General features: G+C 69.3%; 18 protein-coding genes. 6 read left to right on the forward strand and 12 right to left on the reverse strand.

The window, feature by feature from the left end; translation table 11 throughout:
* Positions 1-132 precede the first annotated feature (132 nt).
* On the forward strand, positions 133-1,089 hold the full coding sequence (gene dapD / locus Q9R08_RS20605; protein ID WP_308870133.1) for a 2,3,4,5-tetrahydropyridine-2,6-dicarboxylate N-succinyltransferase: 957 nt from the start codon (positions 133-135) through the stop codon (positions 1,087-1,089).
* Positions 1,090-1,142: 53 nt separating this feature from the next.
* Here dapD and Q9R08_RS20610 read toward each other — a convergent pair whose 3' ends face one another.
* Positions 1,143-1,712, reverse strand: a complete 570-nt coding sequence (locus tag Q9R08_RS20610) for a TetR/AcrR family transcriptional regulator (protein ID WP_308870135.1) — start codon at positions 1,710-1,712, stop codon at positions 1,143-1,145.
* A 182-nt stretch (positions 1,713-1,894) separates the two neighbouring features.
* Here Q9R08_RS20610 and Q9R08_RS20615 point away from each other — a divergent pair, with 182 nt between their 5' ends.
* The gene (locus Q9R08_RS20615) at positions 1,895-3,340 is read left to right on the forward strand and encodes an MFS transporter (RefSeq protein WP_308870137.1); all 1,446 of its coding nucleotides are present in this window, start codon (positions 1,895-1,897) and stop codon (positions 3,338-3,340) included.
* A 103-nt stretch (positions 3,341-3,443) separates the two neighbouring features.
* Here Q9R08_RS20615 and Q9R08_RS20620 read toward each other — a convergent pair whose 3' ends face one another.
* The 6 genes from Q9R08_RS20620 to Q9R08_RS20645 all read right to left on the reverse strand — a co-directional run bounded on the left by Q9R08_RS20620 (position 3,444) and on the right by Q9R08_RS20645 (position 7,964).
* Positions 3,444-4,742, reverse strand: a complete 1,299-nt coding sequence (locus Q9R08_RS20620) for a citrate synthase (protein WP_308870139.1) — start codon at positions 4,740-4,742, stop codon at positions 3,444-3,446.
* A 188-nt stretch (positions 4,743-4,930) separates the two neighbouring features.
* On the reverse strand, positions 4,931-6,082 hold the full coding sequence (gene dapC, locus Q9R08_RS20625; protein ID WP_308870141.1) for a succinyldiaminopimelate transaminase: 1,152 nt from the start codon (positions 6,080-6,082) through the stop codon (positions 4,931-4,933).
* Position 6,083: 1 nt separating this feature from the next.
* Positions 6,084-6,404, reverse strand: coding sequence for a ferredoxin (fdxA, locus tag Q9R08_RS20630; RefSeq protein ID WP_018170155.1), 321 nt, complete (start codon positions 6,402-6,404; stop codon positions 6,084-6,086).
* Positions 6,405-6,523: 119 nt separating this feature from the next.
* A complete protein-coding gene (locus Q9R08_RS20635; protein ID WP_308870146.1) occupies positions 6,524-6,889 on the reverse strand; it encodes a DUF6113 family protein in 366 nt (121 codons plus the stop codon).
* A 68-nt stretch (positions 6,890-6,957) separates the two neighbouring features.
* Positions 6,958-7,272, reverse strand: a complete 315-nt coding sequence (locus Q9R08_RS20640; protein WP_308870149.1) for an AzlD domain-containing protein — start codon at positions 7,270-7,272, stop codon at positions 6,958-6,960.
* A complete protein-coding gene (locus Q9R08_RS20645) occupies positions 7,269-7,964 on the reverse strand; it encodes an AzlC family ABC transporter permease (protein ID WP_308870166.1) in 696 nt (231 codons plus the stop codon). Before Q9R08_RS20645 ends, Q9R08_RS20640 begins: the two co-directional genes overlap by 4 nt.
* A 255-nt stretch (positions 7,965-8,219) precedes the next feature.
* Here Q9R08_RS20645 and Q9R08_RS20650 point away from each other — a divergent pair, with 255 nt between their 5' ends.
* Complete coding sequence (locus Q9R08_RS20650) at positions 8,220-8,453, forward strand: early set domain-containing protein (RefSeq protein ID WP_308870150.1); 234 nt, start codon at positions 8,220-8,222, stop codon at positions 8,451-8,453.
* Between the two features lie 81 nt (positions 8,454-8,534).
* Here Q9R08_RS20650 and typA read toward each other — a convergent pair whose 3' ends face one another.
* Positions 8,535-10,445 carry a translational GTPase TypA gene (typA, locus tag Q9R08_RS20655; protein ID WP_308870152.1) on the reverse strand — a complete coding sequence of 637 codons (1,911 nt, stop codon included), beginning with the start codon at positions 10,443-10,445 and terminating at the stop codon, positions 8,535-8,537.
* Between the two features lie 90 nt (positions 10,446-10,535).
* Complete coding sequence (locus Q9R08_RS20660; RefSeq protein WP_308870154.1) at positions 10,536-12,296, reverse strand: ABC transporter ATP-binding protein; 1,761 nt, start codon at positions 12,294-12,296, stop codon at positions 10,536-10,538.
* Between the two features lie 38 nt (positions 12,297-12,334).
* Between Q9R08_RS20660 and Q9R08_RS20665 the strand changes: the two genes are divergently transcribed.
* A complete protein-coding gene (locus Q9R08_RS20665; RefSeq protein WP_308870156.1) occupies positions 12,335-12,940 on the forward strand; it encodes a PH domain-containing protein in 606 nt (201 codons plus the stop codon).
* Between the two features lie 14 nt (positions 12,941-12,954).
* Here the strand turns inward: Q9R08_RS20665 and Q9R08_RS20670 are convergent, their stop codons facing one another.
* From Q9R08_RS20670 to Q9R08_RS20680, 3 genes are all read right to left on the reverse strand, one after another.
* Positions 12,955-14,109, reverse strand: coding sequence for an ABC transporter permease (locus Q9R08_RS20670; protein ID WP_308870158.1), 1,155 nt, complete (start codon positions 14,107-14,109; stop codon positions 12,955-12,957).
* Positions 14,109-15,644, reverse strand: a complete 1,536-nt coding sequence (locus Q9R08_RS20675; RefSeq protein ID WP_308870159.1) for an ABC transporter permease — start codon at positions 15,642-15,644, stop codon at positions 14,109-14,111. Before Q9R08_RS20675 ends, Q9R08_RS20670 begins: the two co-directional genes overlap by 1 nt.
* A gap of 159 nt (positions 15,645-15,803) precedes the next feature.
* The gene (locus tag Q9R08_RS20680) at positions 15,804-17,579 is read right to left on the reverse strand and encodes an ABC transporter family substrate-binding protein (protein ID WP_308870161.1); all 1,776 of its coding nucleotides are present in this window, start codon (positions 17,577-17,579) and stop codon (positions 15,804-15,806) included.
* Between the two features lie 162 nt (positions 17,580-17,741).
* Between Q9R08_RS20680 and Q9R08_RS20685 the strand changes: the two genes are divergently transcribed.
* Positions 17,742-18,605 (forward strand): CPBP family intramembrane glutamic endopeptidase, encoded by an 864-nt coding sequence (locus Q9R08_RS20685; protein WP_308870163.1) that lies wholly within the window; start codon positions 17,742-17,744, stop codon positions 18,603-18,605.
* Positions 18,606-19,054: 449 nt separating this feature from the next.
* On the forward strand, positions 19,055-20,038 hold the full coding sequence (locus Q9R08_RS20690; RefSeq protein ID WP_308870165.1) for a hypothetical protein: 984 nt from the start codon (positions 19,055-19,057) through the stop codon (positions 20,036-20,038).
* Positions 20,039-20,187: the final 149 nt, after the last annotated feature.

The raw sequence follows: 20,187 nt of genomic DNA on the forward strand, positions 1-20,187 counted from the left end.
GGGCGAACAAGTAATACTTTACGTGCGACCCGCCCACCCGTCGAATCCAGCCCGCACCCCGGGCGTGTCGCACCCCCACACCCGCGGAAACATGCGGGATCCGGCCCAGGCCGACCGCGCTAGCGTGGAAGCATGAGCGAAGAACGATGGGTGTGGGGCGTGGGCCTCGCGACGACCGCCGACGACGGAACCGTGCTCGACACGTGGTTCCCCTCCCCCGCCGCGGGACGGATCCCGCTCGGGTTCGACCCGCAGCTGGCCCCCGATCAGCTCGACCACCTCGCGGTGGCCGACCCCCGTCGCGCCGTCACCGTGGACGTCGTGGCGGTAGAGGCCGACCTCGACGCCCCGCCCTCGTCCACGCCGGATGCGTATCTGCGGCTTCACGCGCTCTCGCACCTGCTGGTGCGTCCCAATGACGTGAACCTGGATGGCGTCTTCGCGCACCTGCCGAACGTCGCGTGGACCACCGCCGGTCCGATTCATCCCGACACGCTGACCCGGCTCCGGCCGTATCTGGCGCGCGACGGGATCCAGGTGCAGGGCCTCGACAAGTTCCCGCGCCTGCTCGACTACGTCACGCCCCCGGGCGTGCGGATCGCCGACGCCTCGCGCGTGCGCCTGGGCGCGTACCTCTCTCCGGGGACGACGGTCATGCACGAAGGGTTCGTGAACTTCAACGCCGGCACGCTCGGCCAGAGCATGGTCGAAGGCCGCATCTCGCAGGGCGTCGTCGTCGGCGACGGCAGCGACATCGGCGGCGGCGCGTCGATCATGGGCACCCTGTCCGGCGGAGGATCGCACAAGGTGTCGGTCGGCGCGCGCACGCTGCTCGGCGCGAACGCCGGCATCGGGATCTCACTGGGCGACGACTGCGTGGTCGAGGCAGGCCTCTACGTCACGGCCGGCACCAAGGTGGTGCTCCCGGACGAGCCGCGTCGCGCGGACGGCTCGCCCACGACGGTCAAGGGTGCCGAGCTGTCGGGCCGGGACGGCCTGCTGTTCCGGCGCAACTCGCTGACGGGTGCCGTCGAGGCGGTCCGCCGTGCGGGCGTCGGGGTCACCCTCAACGAGGCGCTGCACGCCTGACCTCGGGCGGCGGGCCGCATCGCCGACATCGGGCATGCGGCCGGCCGTACGGATCAGCGGCGGATCGCGTTGATCGCCAGGTTGAGCACCCGCTGGCGCTGAGCCTCGTCGTCGAACGATGCGACGGCAGCGACTCCTGAGACGAGCTTCACCACGTCGCCGATGGAGATGTCGGGATCCACATCGCCGGCAGCCTGCGCGCGCTCAAGCAGCGGCTCACCGGCCGACAGCATGATCGTCCGGCACTCGGCGAGCACCGGCGACCGGCGGTTCAGCCCGTCCAGCAGCGCGTGCTTCGTGCCGACGTATGTCACGAACCGATCGAGCCAGGCGCGCAGCGCGTCCCAGGGCTCGAGATCGGCGACCTCATCGGCGGCGCGCGCGAGGGCATCGACTTCGCCGAGGTAGAGCGTCTCGATCAGATCGTCGCGGGTCGGAAAGTTCCGGTAGAGCGTGCCGATGCCGACACCGGCGCGGCGAGCGATGTCTTCGAGGGAAGCGCCCGAGCCCTCCTCGGCGAACGCCTCGCGCCCGGCGGCGACCAGAGCGTCGAAGTTGCGCGCGGCGTCGGCGCGCTGGGGACGGCGCGCATCCAACGCGGATACCCGCTCGACGACCGACATTCCGACGACCTCCCGTTGTGCTGGTGACTGCGCCCGCCGAGACGGGTGCACTGAATGCGAAGTTGTGGTTGCGAAACGGAGGCGTCCTCCGCTAATCTCAAAGCGGAGGCTTCCTCCGTTCGGAGACCTACCTCCACTTTACTCCGCATTCATCGGATCCGCACCCATCGGAAGGCCCGTCGATGCCCACCATCCCCTTCACCCCTCGCGCAGCGTTCGCGGCGATCGCCCTCAGCGTCGCCTCGCTCGCGCTGCTGCAGAACCTCGTCATCCCCGTCATCCCCTTGATCGCCGCCGACTTCGGGGTGACGGCGGATGCGGCATCCTGGACCAACACGTCGTGGCTCATCGCCGCGGCGGTGGCCACTCCCCTGCTCGGCCGGATCGGCGACCTGCGCGGCCGCCGCAACACCTTCCTCGCCGTCCTCGGCGTGGTCGCGATCGGCGACATCGTGGCATCGTTCGCGCCGAACCTGCAGATCCTGATCCTCGCCCGCGTGCTGCAGGGGATCGGCGGTGCGCTGTTCCCGCTCGCCTTCGGCCTGCTGCGGGACGTGATGCCCCGCCACCAGCTCACCGGCGCCATCGGCGCCACGAGCGCGATCATCGGCATCGGCGGTGCGGCGGGCAGCGTGCTCGCCGGGCCCCTCGCCGAGCTGCTGGGCTGGCAGGGCATCTTCGCCGTGCCGTTCGTCGCCGCCGTGGCCGGCATCGCACTGACCGCGATGCTCGTTCCGCCGGCAGGGCTGCGCGCCACCGGAAGCGTCAACGTCGTCTCGGCAGTCCTGCTCTCGGGATGGCTCATCGCCCTGCTGGTCCCGCTCAGCTCGGGTGCCCGCTGGGGCTGGGCCTCACCACTCACGCTGGGCATGTTCGCGGCGGCAGCGGCCCTCGTCATCGCCTGGGTCGTCGCGGAGCTGCGCTCCGACAACCCCCTCGTGGACCTGCGCCTGATGGCCACGCGCGCCATCTGGCCGGTCAACGCGGCCGCACTCCTCATCGGCGCCGCCGCCTTCGGGTTCTGGGGCTACCTTCCCCAGTTCCTCGAGACGCCCATCGACTCGGGATGGGGTCTCGGGCTCGGCGTGCAGGCCGCGGGACTCGCACTGCTCCCGCTCCTCATCGGCATGTCGAGCGTCGGCTTCGCCACGGGTGCGATCGCACGCGTCATCCCACTCCGGCTCATGATGGCGCTCGGCGCGCTGCTCATGGCGGGCGGCGTGGTGTTCGCCGTCTTCGACCACGAGACGGTCCTGACCCTCGCCATCGCGGGCGGCGTCTTCGGACTCGGCATCGGGCTCGCGTACGCCTCCACCGCGAGCATCATCGTCGAGAGCGTCCCGGCGGACCGCACCGGCATCGCGACCGGCGTCAACGCCAACCTGCGCACGATCGGATCGGCGATCGGCTCGGCCTTCACGACCGCGATCGTGTTCGGCTCGGTCGCCCCGGGAAGCTCCCCCGCCGTCGACGGGTACGCCGTCGCGTGGCTGACGCTCGCCGCCGGCGCCGTGGTCGCGGCAGTCATCGTGCTGGTCGTCCGGCCGCGTCGATCGTCGGATGCCGCGACCACACCCTCCGACGAGGAGCGTGCGGACGAGCCCGCGACACTTGCCGAGGTCGCCTGATCGCCGTGTGACCCGAACGACGGATGCCGCGCCCCGAGGGGCGCGGCATCCGTCATCTCTGTCGTCGATCACGCGCGCGACGCGCTCATCGACGCAGACGGGGTCAGGACAGACCCGGGTAGTTCCGCTCCTCGGCGCCGACGTACAGCTGCTGCGGGCGGCCGATCTTGGTCTGCGGGTCGCCTGCGGCCTCGCGCCACTGCGCGAGCCAGCCGGGCAGGCGCCCGATGGCGAACAGCACAGTGAACATGCGCGTCGGGAAGCCCATCGCCTTGTAGATCACGCCGGTGTAGAAGTCGACGTTCGGGTACAGCCGGCGCTCCTGGAAATACGCGTCGTTGAGCGCGATCTCTTCTAGCTCCTTGGCGAGATCGAGCAGCGGGTCACTGACGCCGAGCGCGTTCAGCACCTCGTCGGCCGACTCCTTCACGAGCTTGGCACGCGGGTCGTAGTTCTTGTACACGCGGTGCCCGAAGCCCATGAGCTTCACGCCGTCTTCCTTGTTCTTCACCCGCTCGACGAAGCGCTGCACGCTCTCACCGGAGTCGCGGATGCGCCCCAGCATGTCGAGCACGGCTTCGTTCGCACCGCCGTGCAACGGCCCGTAGAGCGCGTTGATGCCGGCCGAGATCGACGAGAACTGGTTCGCGCCGGTCGATCCGACCAGGCGCACCGTCGACGTCGAGGCGTTCTGCTCGTGGTCCTCGTGCAGGATCAGCAGGCGCTCGAGCGCACGGGACATCACCGGATCGACCTGGTAGACCTCGGACAGCACACCGAAGTTCAGCTTGAGGAAGTTGTCGACGAAGCCGAGCGAGTTGTCGGGGTACAGGAACGCCTGGCCGATGCTCTTCTTGTGCGCGTACGCCGCGATGACGGGCAGCTTCGCCAGCATGCGGATGGTGTTGAGCTCGACGTGCTCGGGGTTGTTGGGGTCGGACTGGTGCTCGTAATAGGTCGAGAGCGCAGACACCGCCGAGGAGAGCACCGACATCGGGTGCGCGGTGTGCGGGAGCGCGGAGAAGAACCGCTTCAGGTCTTCGTGCAGCAGCGTGTGCCGACGGATCTTCTCGTCGAACTCGCCCAGCTGGTCGGCGGTGGGGAGCTCGCCGTAGATGAGCAGCCACGCCACCTCGAGGTACGTGCTGTTCTTCGCCAGCTGCTCGATCGGGTAGCCGCGATAGCGCAGCACGCCCTGGTCGCCGTCGATGTAGGTGATCGCGGACTTGGTCGCCGCGGTGTTCACGAAGCCGTAGTCGAGAGCCGTGTAGCCGGTCTGGCGGGTGAGGGTGGAGAGGTCCACGCTCGGCGAGCCGTCGGTACCCCGCAGCAGCGGGAACTCGGCGGACGTATCACCGATCGTGAGGGTGGCCTTCTCCTGCTGGGTGCCCGCGTCGCTCACGGCGCCTCCTCGCGATTTCTGGTCGTACCGGGGGTGTCGTCCGGTCCTGAGCGACACCGTGGGGCGGTCTGCGTCAGAACGGAGGGGCGGGACGGGGGATGCCGCGTCGCCGCGTTCTTACAGCCTAGTGCGCCGCTGCGCCTACTGCTGACACGGCCAAAGGGGCGCGGCATCCGATGGAGGAATCCTCAGCGGGGAGCGACGGTCCCCGCGTCTTCGCCGTGGCGTGCGGCCCCGGCCTCGCGCAGGCGCTCGGCGGCCGCGGTGATGCGGTCGTCGGTCGCGGTGAGCGACAGCCGGATGTGCTGCGGGAAGTGGACGCCGTAGAAGTGGCCGGGACCCGCGAGGATGCCGAGACCGGCGAGGCGGTCGATGCTCTCCCACGCGTCGCGGCCCTCGGTGGCCCAGAGGTACAGGCCCGCCTCGCTCGCGTCGATGCGGAAGCCGGCCGCCTCGACAGCGGGTCGCAGGATCTCGCGCCGACGGCGGTAGAGCTCCTTCTGAGAGGCGACGTGGGCGTCATCCGTCAGGGCGGCGACCATCGCGGCCTGCACCGGCAGCGGCAGCATGAGGCCGAGGTGCTTGCGCGCCGTGAGCAGGCGCGCCACGACGGCAGGATCTCCGGCGAGGAAGGCGGCCCGGTAGCCGGCCAGGTTCGACTGCTTGCTGAGCGAATACACCGACAGGATGCCGTGGAGGTCGCCGGCCGTGACCCGCGGATCGAGCACGGACGGCACGGGCTCGCGATCCCACGGGGCGTCCCAGCCGAGCTCGGCATAGCATTCGTCGGACGCCAGCACCGCACCCAGCTCCCGCGCACGCGTGACGGCAGCACGCAGGGCGTCGACGTCCAGCACGCGTCCGTCGGGATTCCCGGGTGAGTTCACCCACACGAGCCGAGTGCCTTCCGGCCACTCGGCCGGGTCGTCGGAGGCGACCGGTGTGGCGCCGACCAGACGCGCGCCCACCTCGTACGTGGGGTAGGCGGCGCGCGGATGGACCACGATGTCGCCCGGGCCGAGGCCGAGCAGCAGCGGGAGCAGCGCGACGAGCTCCTTCGAGCCGACCGTGGGAAGGATGCTGTCGGGCGAGAGGCCGGCAACGCCGCGACGGCGGTGATACCACTCGGCGATCGCCGCGCGCAGCGACGCCGTGCCGACGGTCTGCGGGTACGCATGCGCGTCGGTCGCCGCGCGCAGCGCGTCGGCGACGACCGCGGGCGTCGGATCGACGGGCGACCCGATCGAGAGGTCGACGATGCCGTCGGGGTGCGAGCGTGCCTTCTGCGCGTACGGAGCGACGGCGTCCCAGGGGTAGTCCGCGAGGTCGGCTACCGCCACGTCAGTGTTCCTGCGGCGGGAGCGCCTCGATGATCGGGTGGTCCTTGTGGATCACACCCACCTTGGCCGCACCGCCCGGGGAGCCGATGTCGTCGAAGAACTCGACGTTGGCCTTGTAGTAGTCCTGCCACTCGTCCGGGAGATCGTCCTCGTAGTAGATCGCCTCGACGGGGCACACCGGCTCGCAGGCGCCGCAGTCGACGCACTCGTCGGGGTGGATGTACAGCGACCGGTCGCCCTCGTAGATGCAGTCCACGGGACACTCGTCGATGCAGGCGCGGTCCTTGACGTCCACGCAGGGAAGGGCGATCACGTACGTCACCCGCACAGTCTACGTCCGAGCGAGGCCGGGCCCACGCCCCCACCGCATCCGAGCGTGGCCGGGCCCGCGCCCCGCTGCACTTCGAAGCCGCGCCGGAACGATCGCCCGACGTCGTCCGCTCAGGCCGCGGCGCGGACGCGATCGGGCCAGGCGACGGCGAGGGCCACCAGAATCGGCACCGCGAACGTCCACACCACGGCGAGGCCGGTCTGGGGCACCACCACCGACCCTCCCGGTCCGCTCCCCGAGAACACGAGCGTCGAGATCATCATGCCGCTACCGGTCGCGAGCGTCGCCCACCTGTCGGAGGTGAGGAGGCGCACCGCCAGCAGCAGCGCGGCGGATCCGATCACCGCCAGGATGAGCCCGAGCGGGAACCAGCCGATCGCATAGGCGTGGGCGACGGTCCCGGCGACCCCGTACACCAACCCGACGAGCAGTGCGACGATCCAGCTGCCGACGCGGGCGGGGACGGAGGGACGCATGCCTCGATCGTACCGACCCGGCGCTGAGGGCGAGGCGCCGGGTCATGCGATCTGCGACCGGCGGCGGGCTAGGCCGCCCAGCCCCACAGCCGCAGCAGCGCCGCCACGAGTGCCGCGGCGACGACCACCACGAGGAACGGCGCCCGCAGGAGGAGCAGTCCCGCGGCGACGAGGACGGCCGGCACACGGGCGTCGATCACGACGGCCTGGCCCGCGCCGAGCGTCTGCACGGCGACGAGGGCGGCCAGCAGCGCCACCGTCAGCAGATCGGCGATCCGCAGCGGAGTGGGTGCCTCCACCCACCGGGGAGGGATGAGGTAGCCGACGGTCTTGAGGGCGACGCACACGATCGCGGCGAGGAGCACTGCGGTCCACATCGTCACGGCAGTCCCTCCCGCTCCGCCACGTCATCCGGCTCGGCGGCATCCGTCGTGTCGTCCCGGCCGAGCCAGTTGGTCCAGCCGACGAGGATCGCGACGGCGGCCGCGACGATCACGGGCAGCCCGGGCATGAGCACCGGCGTCAGGACCGTCGCGACGACGGCGGCGGCGACGCCGACGACTATCGGCTGCCGGGCTCGGAGCCGCGGCCACAGCAGGGCGAGGAAGGCGGCAGCCGCAGCGGCATCCAGCCCGTACGCCCGCGGGTCGCCGAGCACGTCGCCGAGCAGTGCACCGGCAAGCGTCGACAGGTTCCAGCCGACGTAGATGCCGATGCCCGTGACCCAGAAGCCGAGAGTGCGGGCGCGCGGCGTGCGCTGCGCGAGCGAGACGGCGGTGGACTCGTCGATCGTGAACTGCGCGGCGGCGGCGCGACGCCAGAAGCCCGGCCCGATCACCGGGGACATGCGGATGCCGTACGCGACGTTGCGCACCCCGAGAAGGGCCGCGGAGGCGATCGCGGTCGGCGCGGCCGCCAACCCGCCGGCACCGACGATCCCGACGAACGCGAACTGCGATCCACCCGTGAACATCACGAGGCTCAGCACGCAGGTCTGCCACACGTCGAGCCCCGCGGCGACCGCCAGAGCGCCGAACGAGATGCCGTAAGCGCTCGTCGCGAGGGCCACACCCATCCCTTCACGAACGGCCCGTTTCGCCTCTCCGGCGCTGTGCGCATCGTCGAAGTGGGGGTCGATGGTCACGTCGTCATGCTACCGACGGCCGCGCGGCGTCACGCCGGTCCGCCTCGGGACGACTGGTCCACCTAGCCCTTCGGCATCCGCTGCTCGGGTTACGGCGAGACCACGTCGCTGACCCACACGGTGACGGTGACGGATGCCGCATCAGCCCGGGTTGTGCTGTCGGCCTCAGGGGCGCGGACCGGGAGCATGACCATCGCCGCCGACCTCTGGTGGGGCACCAACGCGACCGAGTACGTGCTGTACCAGGACGGCGTCGAGGTCGACCGCCGATCGCTCGTGGCTGCGACGCCGGGCCCGCAGCATGCGGTCACCGTGGTCGGCGCCCTCCCGCCGGGCACCTACGAGTTCACTGCGGTGCTGTCCAACGCCGCGGGCTCGACGCCCGCGAGGCCGGTGACCGTGACCGTTCGCGCACGCTGAGAATCGCGAAAGGGTACATCTCCGCCACGCATCGTGACGAGATGTACCCTTTCGGCGTTCCGGGACGGACGCGGGCGAGCGTCAGGCGTTGGCGTCCTGGCGCTTCAGGCGTGCCGTGGCGCGGCCTCGCTCGGTCGCGTCCAGGACGACCTTGCGGATGCGCACCTTCTCGGGGGTGACCTCGACGCATTCGTCGTCGCGTGCGAACTCAAGGCTCTCCTCGAGCGAGAGCTGGCGCGGCGGGGTCATCGACTCGAACGTGTCGGCCGTGGAGGAGCGCATGTTGGTGAGCTTCTTCTCCTTGGTGATGTTCACGTCCATGTCGTCGTTGCGCGAGTTCTCGCCGATGACCATGCCCTCGTAGACCTCTTCGGTCGGCTGCACGAAGAACGACATGCGCTCCTGCAGGGCGATGATCGCGAACGGTGTGACCACTCCGGAGCGGTCGGCCACGATCGAGCCGTTCTGGCGCGTGACGATGTGACCGGCCCACGGCTCGTAGCCGTGCGAGATCGCGTTGGCGATGCCGGTGCCGCGCGTCGTGGTCAGGAACTCGGTGCGGAAGCCGATGAGGCCGCGTGAGGGCACGATGAACTCCATGCGCACCCAGCCGGTGCCGTGGTTGGTCATCGTCTCCATGCGGCCCTTGCGTGACGCGAGAAGCTGCGTGATCGCGCCGAGGTACTCCTCCGGCGAGTCGATCGTGAGGTGCTCGAACGGCTCGTACGTCTTGCCGTCGATCTTCTTCGTGACCACCTGGGGCTTGCCGACCGTGAGCTCGAAGCCCTCGCGGCGCATGTTCTCGACGAGGATGGCGAGGGCCAGCTCACCGCGGCCCTGCACCTCCCACGCATCGGGACGGCCGATGTCGAGCACCTTCAGCGACACGTTGCCGATGAGCTCGCGGTCGAGGCGGTCCTTCACCATGCGGGCGGTGAGCTTGTGGCCCTTCACCTTGCCGACCAGCGGCGAGGTGTTGGTGCCGATCGTCATCGAGATCGCGGGGTCGTCGACGTGGATCGCGGGCAGCGGCCGGACGTCCTCGGGGTCGGCGATCGTCTCGCCGATCGTGATCTCCTCGATGCCGGCGATGGCGACGATGTCGCCGGGACCGGCCTCTTCGGCCGGGTAGCGCTCGAGCGCGCGCGTCTTCAGCAGTTCGGTGATGCGCGCGTTGGAGTGCGTGCCGTCGTGGCGCACCCAGGCGACCGTCTGGCCCTTCTTGAGCGTGCCGTTGAAGACGCGCAGGAGCGCGAGACGCCCGAGGAACGGGCTGGAATCCAAGTTCGTCACCCACGCCTGCAGCGGCGCCTCGTCGTCGTACGACGGCGCCGGCACGTGCTCGAGGATCGCGCCGAAGAGCGGCTCGAGGTCGGCGTTGTCGGGCAGCTCGCCGTTCGCGGGACGGTTGCGCGACGCCGCGCCGGCACGACCCGACGCATAGACCACCGGCACGTCGAGGAGCGCGTCGACGTCGAGGTCGGGCACATCGTCGTGGAGGTCCGACGCGAGGCCGAGCAGCAGGTCGTGCGCCTCCTCCTCGACCTCGGCGATGCGGGCGTCGGGGCGGTCGGTCTTGTTCACCAGGAGGATGACGGGCAGCTTCGCCTCGAGCGCCTTGCGCAGCACGAAGCGGGTCTGCGGCAGCGGGCCCTCGCTCGCGTCGACCAGCAGCACGACGCCGTCGACCATCGACAGGCCGCGCTCGACCTCGCCGCCGAAGTCGGCGTGGCCCGGAGTGTCGATCACGTTGATCGTCACAGGAACGTCGGTGTGGACGCCCTTGTAGGTGATCGCGGTGTTCTTCGCGAGGATCGTGATGCCCTTTTCGCGCTCGAGGTCGTTCGAGTCCATCGCGCGCTCTTCCATGTGCTCGTGCGAGCCGAACGAGCCGGTCTGACGGAGCATCGCGTCGACGAGGGTGGTCTTGCCGTGGTCGACGTGAGCGACGATAGCCACGTTGCGGAGGTCCGGACGGAGGGCGCGCGCCATGAGGGAATCCTTGAAAGAGAATGGGGATGCCGGAGTGCCGGCATCCCCATTCTATTGGGCGCTCCTGTGTGTCGCCTTTCGGCGCTCTGGTCAGCCCTCCAGGCCCGCGGCGAGCAGGGCCGCACGCGCTTCGCGGCGCACGCGCTGCTCGTCGGGGTCGGGCACCGGAATGGCCGCGATGAGCCGTCGCGTGTAGTCCTCCTGCGGTGCCCGCAGGATCTGGCCGGTCGCACCCTGCTCCACGATGTGTCCGTGGTGCATCACAATGATGCGGTCGGCGAGCGAGTCGACGACCGCGAGGTCGTGGCTGATGAACAGGCACGCGAAGCCGAGGTCCTGCTGCAGCTGACGCAGCAGCTGCAGCACGGTGGCCTGCACCGATACGTCCAGCGCCGACGTGGGCTCGTCGGCGATGAGCAGCTTCGGCTGCAGTGCGAGGGCACGCGCGATGCCGACGCGCTGCTTCTGGCCACCCGACAGTTCGTGCGGGTACCGGTTGCGGTACGAGCGGGGAAGCTCGACCGCGTCGAGCAGCTCCTGGATGCGCACGTCGAGCTGGCGGCCCTTCGCGACGTTCGCCAGCAGCATCGGCTCGCCGATCGACTGGCCGATCGGAAGGCGCGGGTTCAGTGACGACGAGGGGTCCTGGAACACGATGCCGACGTCCTTGTGCACGGTGTGCAGCAGACGGCGATCCGCCTTCGAGATGTCGTGCCCGACGACCTCGGCGCGGCCGTCCGCGATCGGCAGCAGGCCGATGGCTGCGCGACCGACGGTCGTCTTGCCCGAGCCCGACTCGCCGACGAGGCCGGTGACCTCACCAGGGAAGATCGAGAACGTCGCGTGCTCGACGGCGCGGAACGCCGGGACGCGCCCGCGCTTCGGGTATTCGATGGCGACGTCCTGGAAGTCGAGCACCGGAGCGCCGAGGCCCTTGCGTCGCTCTTCGTCCTCGCGCGCGGCTACGTCCGCCAGGCGGATCACCGACGTGTCGCCGGCCAGCGCCGCCGTCGTGTCGATCGACTGCCCCGCCGCATCGCCGATGCGCGGCACCGCCGCCAGCAGCTGCTGCGTGTAGGGATGCTGCGGACGGTTGAACACGCCGTCGACGGTCCCGCGCTCGACGATCTCGCCCTTGCGCATCACCACGATGTGGTCGGCGATGTCGGCCACCACACCCATGTCGTGCGTGATGATGAGGATCGCCGAGTCGAGCCGGTGACGCAGATCGCGCATCAGGTCGAGGATCTCGGCCTGCACCGTCACGTCGAGCGCCGTGGTCGGCTCGTCGGCGATGAGCAGCTGCGGATCGCACGAGATCGACTGCGCGATCATGGCGCGCTGCCGCTGGCCGCCCGAGAGCTGGTGCGGGTAGGAGTTGAACGCCTTCAGCGGGTCGGGAAGCTCCACCATCTCGAGGAGCTCGAGCGCGCGGGTGCGCGCGGCGCTCGGCGTCATGCCCTGGTGGATGCGGAGCGTCTCGATGATCTGGAAGCCGACGGTGAACACGGGGTTCAGCGCGGTCATCGGCTCCTGGAAGATCACCGCGATCTCACGGCCGCGCACGCGGCGCAGCTCGTCCTTGCGCAGGCCCAGGATCTCGCGGCCGCCGAGCTTGACACTGCCGGTGACGCGGGCGTTCGAGGGGAGCAGTCCGAGCATCGCCATGGAGCTCGCGCTCTTGCCCGAGCCGGACTCGCCGACGATCGCGAGGGCCTTGCCCGACTCCACGAAGTAGTCGAGCTTCTTCGCCGCGGGAACCCAGTAGTTGTCGACGGCGAAGTCCACGGACAGGCCGCTCACTTCCAGCAGCGGGCCGCCGGTGGATTCGGTGTGGGGGGACGCGTTCATTGGATGGTCCTTGCGGGGTCGAGAGAGAGAATGGGGAGGTGACCGACCATGCGATCCGCATCGACTCCCGTTTCAACCGCATTGCTGCCGTCATCGTCTGGAGTCTTGCGGCGCTCGCAGTGATCACCGCCGTATGGAGCTCGGACGCGCGGCTGACGTGGGTCTACGCCGGCGCTCCGCTGGCCGCGCTTCTCGGCTGGGCCGCCCTGTGGCGCCCCTCCGTCGTCGTGTCGGATCACGGCGTGCGCATCGAGAACGTCAGCCACGACGTCGATGTGCCGTGGGAGGCGCTCGTGCACGTCGACACGGCCCGTGCTCTGACGCTGCACACGCCGTCCGGCAGCTTCACCGCCTGGTCCGCGCCGGCGCCCGGCTTCTTCACCACGATGATGGGCAACGCCAAGGCGCGCCGCGAGGCGAGCGCCGCCGGCGGCGACGCGCGTCCCAGCGACCGCCTCGGCACCGACTCGGGCAATGCCGCCCTCGTGGTGCGCGAGACGTGGCGCCGCCGGCTGGACGCCGGTCAAGTGGAGCTGGGCGTCGCCGACGAGACGCCGGTCAAGCGCCACTGGCACCTGCCGTACCTGGTGGCGTCGGCCGTGCTCGCGGTGGCGTCCGTCGCGCTCATCATCGCCACGGGCTGACCGAATCCCGCGCATCATGCGCGGCGATCCGGTTCGGGCGAGATCTCCTCGTCGAGGACGTCGTCGCCACGATCGCTCGTGACGCCCGACACCGTCGTCCCGCCTCCGGCGGTGACCAGAGCGCCCTCGGGCACATCGGCGGTCGTTCCGCTCACGATGACGGCATCGTCCGGAAGGTCCTTGACCTTGCGGAAGACCACGCGCTTCTGGCGCGGGTCGAACGCGTCGCGCAGGCCGTCGCCGACGAAGTTCACGAGGAGCGACAGGATCACGATGAACGCCGCGGGCCACCAGAACAGCCACGGACGGGTCTGGAACGCCGACTCGTTCGACGAGATCAGCAGACCGAGCGACACATCGGGAGCGCGAACGCCGTAGCCGAGGAACGACAGCGACGTCTCGAGGATGATCGAGGCCGCGATCAGCAGGGTCGTCGCGACGATCACGACGCCGATCGCGTTGGGCAGGATGTGCTTGAAGATGATGCGGGCGTCGGAAGCCCCGGCCACCCGCGCCGCCTCGACGAACTCGCGCTCACGCAGGGTCAGGAACTCGGCGCGCACCAGTCGTGCGATGCCCGTCCAGACGAAGAAGCCGAGGAACAGGGCCAGGAACAGCGGCCCCTGGTTTCCGACAGCCGAACCGACCACAGCGCCGATGACGATCACCGGGATCACGATGACGATGTCGGTCAGGCGCATGAGCACGGCATCCACCCACCCGCGGTAGTACCCCGCGAGCGCGCCGACCACGACGCCGATGAAGGCGCCGATGAGGCCGATGATGAACATGATGTAGGACGAGTTCACGAGGCCGCGCATGACCATCGCGAAGTAGTCCTTGCCGACCGTGTTCTGACCGAACGGGTGCTCGCCCAGCGAGAACGGGAACAGCGTCAGCGTCGGCTTGCCACCGTCGCTGATCGGGATCAGGTCTTCGTAGTTCCACTTCCACCAGCCCGGGATCGGGCCGATGCCGGTCGCGGTGACCGCGAAGCCGACGATCAGGATGAAGAGGATCGCACTGATCACCGCAGGCTTGTGTGCGAGGAAGCGGCGCAGCGTGAGCCGCCCCTGGCTGACACCGCGCTCATCCGCGGTCTGGACGTGCACGCCGCCTTCGGCGACCTGGGTGGGCGGTTCGAGGGAAGGATCGATCGGGATGGACATTACTTGACCCTCACTCTCGGGTCGATTGCCGAGTATGCGAGGTCGGCGAGGAAGTTGAACGTGATGGCGAACACCGCGATGACGACGAAGTACGCCATGACCGGGTTCGGGTCGGCATGCGACAGTCCCTGGTTGAAGAGGGCACCCATGCCGCTGAAGGCGAAGATCCGCTCGGTGATGATCGCACCACCGATGAGCGCGCCGACGTCGGCTGCGACGATCGTGGTGATCGGGATCAGCGAGTTGCGGAACGCGTGGCGGACGACGACTGTGCGCTCGGGCAGGCCCTTTGCGCGCGCCGTGCGGATGTAGTCCTGGTTCAGCGTCTCGAGCATCCCGCCGCGCGCGTAGCGGGTGTATGCCGCGAACGAGATGAGCATGAGGCTGATCGTCGGCAGCAGCAGGTGGGTGAAGGTGTCGATGCTCTGGATCCACCAGTCGCCCTGCAGGTTCGGGGTCGACGAGCCGATCGTCGCGATCGGGCGACCGTTCACCTTCGGGTTGTTGACGTAGTCGTTCCAGCGCCCCATGAACTGGTTGAGGACGATGACGCCCATCCCCAGGATGCCGGTGAGGGCGCCGATGCGCATCGCCTGACCCTTGTCGTACTCACCGAGGAACCACCCCGCCGCCACCCCGACCAGCGCCGAGGCGACGAACAGCGCGAACACGCCCCAGCCGTTGAACGAGTCGAGGAAGGGCTGCAGCACGAAGAACGCGGCCACGAGCACGATGACGGTCGCACCGGCGGTGCGCCAGGCGTAGCGAGCACGGGGGCCGGCGATGATCAGCACCATGGCGGCGCCGAACGCGGCGATCAGCAGCGGCGTGAGGACCGGGCCCAGCGAGGGGTAGAGGAACCACGCCGTGACGCTCATGCCGTAGAGCATGGCGCCCGTGGTCACGACCGACGCGGCGAAGACGACCAGGCGACGCTGCCTGTTCCCGCCGATGATCGCTTGCCAGAAGACGCCCGATATGAGGCTCAACACGATGATCCACGGCCATGTGAACACCGGGCTGTCCAGCCAGTTGTTGAAGCCGAGGGCCAGGAAGACCTTGAGGAGAACACCCATCACGAACGAGGGCAGCGAATAGAAGAGGAAGCTTGCGAACGTGAACGAGTAGTCGATCGCGCTGTACTGACGCAGCGCCGAGACGATGCCGACGAGGATGCCGAGGACGATCGCCAGGACCGTCGAAGCCGTCACGAGCTGGAGCGTCGCACCCATGGCGCGAGCGAGAAGGATGTTGACCGGCTGGTTCTGGATCGTCACGCCGAGGTCGCATCCGCCGAAGGGGATGACGCAGCGCGCGGCACCGAGGAGCCAGTTGAACCAGCGGACGGGAATGGGCTGGTCGAGGTTCAGCCAGTCGATGCGCTGCGCGATGAGCGCGTCGCGGTTCGGGCTGTTGGAGGCGTACAGGTCCTCGAGCGGATCTTTGGCAAGAGCCACGAGGGTGTACATCAGGAAGGATGCGGCGATGAGGATCAGGATCGAGACCCCGATGCGCCGCAGGACGAAGCTAAGCACTGGGCTGGCCCTTCATGCAGAAAAGGTAGCAGGCGGGCGACGGCGGCAGCAGAGGGCTGGCGTCGCGGCCACCCGCAGTGGACGGGAAGACACACGCACGGGGCGCCGGGCTGCAAGAACCCGACGCCCCATGGCGTGGTGTTTCAGCTGGTCACCGAGTTACTCGGAGACCGTCCAGTCCCAGAAGTTCCAGAACACACCGGTCTGGTTTCCCATGAAGGTGATGCCGGCGACGCGGTCGTTGTGCGCCTCGAGGCCGGGGCCCTGGAAGAGCGGCAGACCGTAAGCGTCCTTGAACAGCTCCGTGTCGGCCTGGATGGTCAGCTCATCGATCTTGTCGGTGTCGAGCGTGACGGGGATCTCCTGAGCGATTTCGTCGACGGTGGCGTTCTTGTACTGGTTGAAGTTCGAGCCACCGAAGCTCGCGAAGATCTGCGGGACGGTGCCGTTGCCGACACCGGGCGAGATCCAGCCGAAGATGACGGCGTCGTAGATGTCCGAACCGAGCTGCGCGCTCCAGTCCTCACGGCCCACATCCTCGATCACGAAGCCGGCCTGCGAAGCCGAGGCCTGGATGGCCTCGAACGCCGCGACGCGGTTCGGGTTGTTGATGTTGTACATGAGGCGGACGGTCGGCGTCGCACCGGCGAGGAGCTCCTTGGCGCCCTCGATGTCGACGTCGGCGTACTCGTCCGAGCCGTTCGCGGCGACAGCGTCCTCATAGGCGGCCTGGGCCGGGATGAAGAGGTTCGAGTTCAGAACCTCCGCCTCCGGGTTGACCGGCTTGATGAGCGTGTCGACGAGCTGCTGGCGCGGGATCGTCTTCAGGAACGCCTCGCGGACGTTCTGCTCGGCGAACACGCCGGCGAACGTCAGGTCGAGGTGGTCGTAGTTCAGCGCGTCGCCCTGGAGGACCTCGACGCCGTCGATCGCCTGCAGCGCCGTGAGGGTGTCACCGCTCGCCTGCGGGGCGATGATGTCGACCTCGCCGTTCTGGAGGGCGGTCACCTGTGCCTGCGAGTCGCCGATGAAGCGGATGACGAGCTCGGAGAACTGCGGCTTGAGGTCACCGGTGTACTTGTCGTTGATCTTCAGCGTCATGGACTGCGTGGGCTCCCACGAGTCGATGATCCACGGACCGCTCGACAGGTACAGCGACGGGTCGTCCGGCAGCGACGTCATGTCGAAGCCCGAGTTCCAGAAGTCGGCCGCGGCCTTGAGGGTCTCGTTGACCGGAGCCGGGTTGGCGACGTCACCGCGCGGGCTGGTCAGGATGGTGTCGATGAGCTCGGCCTGGTCGACGCCCGCCTTCTCGGCGACCACGTGCACCGGCTGGTCGATGAGACCGATGATGTTCCAGTCGACGAAGGGCTCGTCGTACTCGAGCGTGAGCGACAGCTTGTCGTCGGCCACGTCGCTGATGGTCGAGGTCTTGACGCCCTCGGTGCTGCCGGCGTACGCGAAGTACTTCGTGCCGCTGACGGCCTCGCCGGACTCGGGGTCGAGCGTCGCGTCGTCGAAGACGCCCGACGTCGCGGCCCAGCCGAAGATGAGGTCATCGGTGGTGATGGGCTCGCCGTCGGACCACTCGAGGCCGTCGTTCAGCGTGTACTTCACCTGGAGGGGGTCTTCGCTGACGACCTCCATCGTGCCGAACGACTCGTCGGGAACGACCTCGTAGGTGTCGCTGACGGTGTAGAAGCCGGCGCGCGTCAGATAGTTGACCTTGCCGTTGATGTCGAGGTTGCCGTTGTCGCTGTTCGAGTTCGTACCGGTGAACTCGTTCACCTCGGCAACGGTCACCGCGGTGTCGGTAGCCGTGGGCTCCTCCGACTCCGGCGGGGTCGTCGAGCAGCCGGCGAGGACCAATGCGGTCACGCCGACGCCCGCCGCGACTCCGAGTGCGCGCATGCGCCACGTCGTCTTGTCAGACACTGTGTCTCCTCCTGTGCAGGGTAATGCGCGCGAGTACGGCATGAACCGGACGGGCGCGCGGATGGGAAAACGATAAGCACCGGTGGTGAGATGGTCAAAACGATCGGGGAAAACGTTACAGAGCCTTAACTCAATCGACGCGGAGTGTGACAATCTGACAAGATGACGCCGCGAAACCGGCCCACGGGCCGGAGGGATTCCACTACGCTTGCTTCCCCTGATGCGTTCGAGCGCCGCCGCCTGACCTGGGAGGTCTGGATCGTCCTGGCCATCTCGGTCGGACAGTCCGCGCTTTACTCGGTCCTCTCGCTCGTCCGCAAGCTCCTCGCGCCGGTGCCTCTGGGCCAGCAGCAGACCCAGGTGAATCCGTCGCGCGACGTGCAGGCGTTCTGGGATGTCACCTACCAGCTGCTCTCCGTGTTCTTCGGCCTCGCCCTCGTCGCACTGGTCGTGTACCTGCTGTGGGAGCCCGGGAGCAACGCGCTGCGGCGCATCGGCCTCGACTTCACCCGGTTCGGCGGCGACCTCGGTCGCGGCATCCTGCTCGCCGCCCTCATCGGGCTGCCGGGGCTGGCACTGTACGCGGCCGGACGAGCTCTCGGGATCACGGTCGCGGTCGTCGCTTCTCCCCTCGACGCGGCGTGGTGGACGGTGCCCCTCCTCGTGCTGTCGGCACTGCGGGCCGGGCTGACCGAGGAGGTCATCTTCATCGGCTACCTGTTCGACCGGCTGCGCCGGCTCGGCTGGAACGACTGGTCCATCATCCTGACGACCGCCGCCCTCCGCGGGGCGTACCACGCATACCAGGGCATCGGAGCGATCGTCGGCAACTTCGTGATGGGCCTCGTCTTCGGCTGGTGCTATCGCCGATGGGGACGCGTCATGCCCCTCGTCATCGCGCACACGCTGCTCGACATCGTCGCCTTCGTGGGCTACCCCCTCGCCGCGGCGCTGTGGCCCGGCGTCTTCGCCCCGATCCCCACCCCGTCGCCGACGCCGACCCCGACCCCGTCCGCCGCGGCGTAGCACGCCCGGTGCCGCGGCGTAGCACGCCCGGTGCCGCGGCGTAGCACGCCCGGTGCCGCGGCGTGGGACGCCCGGTGCCGCGGGGTGGGACGCCCCGTGCCGCGGCGTAGCACGCCCGCCGCGGACCGAGCCATCCGCGCCCGGTGCGCAGCGTGGGACGCCCGGTGCCGCGGCGTAGCACGCCCGCCGCCGACCGAGCCATCCCGCGCCCGGCGCGCGGCGTTCTCGCTCGTTCATCCCGTCGGCGAAAGTACATCTGATGGCCGAGAGTTAGGTTGCCTGCCTACTCCTCGTCGACGAGATGTACTCTCGCCGGACTGGTGAGGGGCGACGACGCCGGCGGGCGAGGCCCCGCGACGCCTCCTGCACACCGCACGGGGAAGAGGCGGCTATCCACAGAACGAGCGGGAACCGGCGTCTGTCAGCGACGGCAGGAGGAGCGTGAACGGATGCCGCTGCTCTCCGTCGCGCTGCCCGTTCATCCCGCGCCCGTGCCGCTGCTGCGTCACGCAGATGCTCCGCACCCGGAGCGAGGAGTCGCTCGTGGCGAGCTCATCCGCGTGCGGCACGGAGTCTATGCATCGACCGTGTTGTGGCGGGAGGCGGCCCCCTGGGACCGGTACTTGGCACGCGTGCATGCCGTCGCGCTGTCGCACCCTGATGCCGTGTTCTGTATGGAGTCCGCCGCTGCGCTGCTCGGCATGCCGATCTTCGGGGATCCTGTCGTCGTCCACGCGCTGGTGACCGGCAACGAAGCGTCTCGCTTCTCTGCCGGCATCCGCACGCATCGCTCGAGCGAGGACCGGACCATCATCGAGGTCGGTGGTCTGGCGATGACGTCACTGCACGACACCGCGGTCGATCTCGCTCGACTGCGACACGAGGCGATCGGCATGGCGATGTCGGATGCGGCGCTACGGCTCGACCCGCAGGGCACCCGGGATCTGCTCCTCGGCATGAACGAGACCCGGATCAGCAGCCGTGGCCGGAACGTCGCCCGGTGGTCGCTTGCCCGTTCGACTTCGCAGGCCGAGACGGCGATCGAGTCCGTCAGCCGCGCCGTGATCGAGTGGCTCGGATTTCCCGCGCCCGAGCTGCAGGTCGCGTTCCGGGCCTCGTCCGGCGAAGAGGACCGCGCAGATTTCGTCTGGCGCGCAGCGGACCTCGTCGGCGAGGCGGATGGGGACCTCAAGTACGACGGGCGCTACGGTGACGCCCGGACGGTGCTCCGTCGGCAGAGCTTGCGCGACACGCGGCTGCGCATGCGCGTTCGGGATGTGGCGCGCTGGGGATGGAGGGATGTGACAACGTTCGCACCGCTGCGCGGCATTCTCGCGGGCGCCGGGCTGCAGCCGATCGCCCCGGAGCAGTCCGTCAAGCTGCACCGGCTGAAGGTCCTGCTCGCTCCGCGGGCCACTCATCCGTTGGCGTAACCCCTCCCCCGGCGCCCCCGCGCCGCCGGGGGGGCGGGGGGGCTTCCGCGCCCGCGGCAGCCGCGCCCCGCCGGGGGGGGGGGCGCGCACCCGGGGGCCCCGCCCCCCGCGGCCCCGCGCCGAGGTTCCCGGTTCGAGCACCGCGAAAC

The sequence above is a fragment of the Microbacterium psychrotolerans genome (assembly GCF_031085295.1).
Taxonomy (GTDB): domain Bacteria; phylum Actinomycetota; class Actinomycetes; order Actinomycetales; family Microbacteriaceae; genus Microbacterium; species Microbacterium psychrotolerans.